Source organism: Microbacterium sp., from assembly GCF_031178525.1.
Classification (GTDB): domain Bacteria; phylum Actinomycetota; class Actinomycetes; order Actinomycetales; family Microbacteriaceae; genus Microbacterium.
On the sequence record NZ_JAPSJA010000301.1, the window covers coordinates 1 to 2,827 of the forward strand.

Sequence of the window (2,827 nt, forward strand, 5' to 3'; positions counted from 1 at the left end):
CTGTCCTCGATGTTCTCGATGGCGTCGTTCGCGCTGACGTTCTTCTTCCGTCCCGTGGGCGGCATCGTGTTCGCGCACATCGGAGACCGGATCGGCCGCAAGAAGACGCTGTTCATCACGCTCACCCTGATGGGCGGCGGAACGGTGCTGATCGGCCTCACGCCCGACTACTCCGTGATCGGCATCTGGGCGCCGATCCTGCTGGTGGTGTTCCGCATCCTGCAGGGCATCGGCATCGGCGGGGAGTGGGGCGGCGCGCTGCTGCTGTCGTACGAGTACGCCCCGCGCAACCGCCGCGGCCTGTACGGCGCGGTGCCGCAGATGGGCATCTCGATCGGCCTCGCGCTCGCCTCGGGCGTCGTGGCCCTGCTCTCGCTCATGCCGCAGGACCAGTTCATGAGCTGGGGCTGGCGCATCCCGTTCGTCGCAAGCGTCGTCCTGCTCGGCATCGGCGTCTGGATCCGCTCCGGCCTCGACGAGACCCCCGACTTCAAGAAGGTGCAGCAGTCCGGCACCGTCGTGCGCCTGCCGATCGCCGAGGTGTTCCGCAAGCACTGGCGCGCCGTGCTCGTGTCGATCGGCGCCAAGGCCGCCGAGACCGGGCCGTTCTACATCTTCGGCACCTACGTGATCGCGTACGCCACCGGCATGGGCGTTCAGAACAACATCGTGCTGACGGCCGTCGCGGCCGCCGCGATCATCGCGACGATCTGGATGCCGATCTTCGGTCGCATCTCCGACACCGTCTCCCGGGCGCTGCTGTACCGCGTGGTCGCGATCGCCACGATCGCCTACGCGTTCCCGTACTACTGGATCCTCAACGTCGGCGAGGTCTGGGCCGTGTTCGTCGCGACCGCGATCGGCTTCGGCCTGCTGTGGGGAAGCGTGAACGCGATCCTCGGCACGCTGATCGCCGAGAGCTTCAGCCCGGAGATCCGCTACTCGGGCGCGACACTCGGCTACCAGCTCGGCGCCGCGGTCTTCGGCGGCACGGCCCCGCTCATCGCGACGGCGCTGAAGGAGACCAGTGGGGGCGCCTGGTGGCCCATCTCGCTCTACGTCGCGCTCTGCGCGACGCTGGGTCTGATCGCGTCGTTCTTCGTCAGCCGCGTCGCACACAAGGAGGATTGAGGATGGTCAAGCGTCAGTTCCCGAACCCGAAGGACATCTTCGAGTACGTCCAGTTCAAGAAGCCCTCCTTCGGCGGCAAGGCCCGTCGCCTGCAGGACGCGCTGACGATCGCGGATCTGCGGCTGATCGCCAAGCGGCGCACGCCGCGGGCGGCATTCGACTACACCGACGGCGCGGCCGAGGGTGAGCTGTCGATCCTGCGCGCGCGCCAGGCGTTCCAGGACATCGAGTTCCACCCCGACATCCTCCGTCCGGCCGAGGACGTGGACACCTCCACGGAGATCCTGGGCGGCCCGAGCTCGATGCCGTTCGGCATCGCACCGACCGGCTTCACGCGCCTCATGCAGACCGAAGGCGAGACGGCCGGCGCCGGCGCTGCCGGAGCGGCCGGCATCCCGTTCACGCTGTCGACGCTCGGCACGACCTCGATCGAGGACGTCAAGGCGGCGAACCCGCACGGGCGCAACTGGTTCCAGCTGTACGTCATGCGCGATCGCGACATCTCGTACGGGCTCGTGAAGCGCGCCGCGGCGGCCGGCTTCGACACGCTGCAGTTCACGGTCGACACCCCCGTCGCGGGCAATCGCATGCGCGACTACCGCAACGGCTTCTCGATCCCGCCGCAGCTCACGCTCAAGACCGTGCTCGACACGCTGCCGCGGCCGTGGTGGTGGTTCGACTTCCTCACCACTCCGAAGCTCGAGTTCGCGTCGCTCGCGACCACGGGCGGCACGGTCGGGGAGCTGCTGAACTCGGCGATGGACCCGACGATCAGCTTCGACGACCTCGCGATCATCCGCGAGATGTGGCCGGGCAACATCGTCATCAAGGGCGTGCAGAACGTGCCCGACGCCGTGAAGCTCATCGACATGGGCGTCGACGGGCTGATCCTGTCGAACCACGGCGGCCGCCAGCTCGACCGCGCGCCGATCCCGTTCCACCTGCTGCCCAAGGTGGTCAAGGAGGTCGGCCGCGATGCCACCGTCATGATCGACACGGGCATCATGAACGGCGCAGACATCGTCGCGTCGGTCGCGCTCGGCGCGAAGTTCACGCTGGTGGGCCGCGCCTACCTGTACGGACTCATGGCGGGCGGGCGCGCCGGTGTGGACCGGACCATCGCGATCCTGCGCAGCGAGATCGAGCGCACGATGAAGCTGCTGGGCGTGCAGTCCCTCGCCGAGCTCGAGCCGCGCCACGTCACACAGCTGACGCGCGTGGCCCCGGTCTCGGTGGCCTACGCCGAGGCGGCGGAGGCGGCGGCGCCCAAGGCCGTGCCGGTGCGCACACCTCGCGCGTCCACGGCCGCGAAGCCCGACGCCGCGAAGCCGGCCGCGAAGAGCAAGGCGCCCGCCAAACCGCGGGCGAAGAGCGCCGCGGCGAAGCTTGCCGAGCAGCCCGGCACGACGCCGCTGGACGCCGCGAAGGAGTCCTCGGACGGCGTCAAGGCCGCGGAGAAGACCGTCGAGGGCTGAGACCCGCCTCACGAGGAAGCGCGCGGGATCCGATCCTGCGCGCTTCTCTCGTGTCGGTCATCGACCGCGCATCACGCGCGCGGCGGCAACGAGGGCAGCAGCTGGTCGAGCTTGTCGGCCGTGTCCTGCCAGCCGGTGACGTCGATGCACTCGACCTGGCCCATGGCGCGCACGGGGTAGTCGTTGCCGTCCGGGTCGAGGCGGTCGCCGTAGAACAGGAT

General features: G+C 69.2%; 1 protein-coding gene and 1 pseudogene. Both read left to right on the forward strand.

The window, feature by feature from the left end:
- Positions 1-1,131 (forward strand): MFS transporter (locus RIF89_RS13475; protein ID WP_309069603.1); only part of this gene is annotated, 1,131 nt, incomplete at its 5' end.
- A gap of 2 nt (positions 1,132-1,133) precedes the next feature.
- Positions 1,134-2,360, forward strand: a pseudogene (locus RIF89_RS13480) (alpha-hydroxy-acid oxidizing protein); the annotation flags it as partial.
- Between the last annotated feature and the right edge of the window lie 467 nt (positions 2,361-2,827).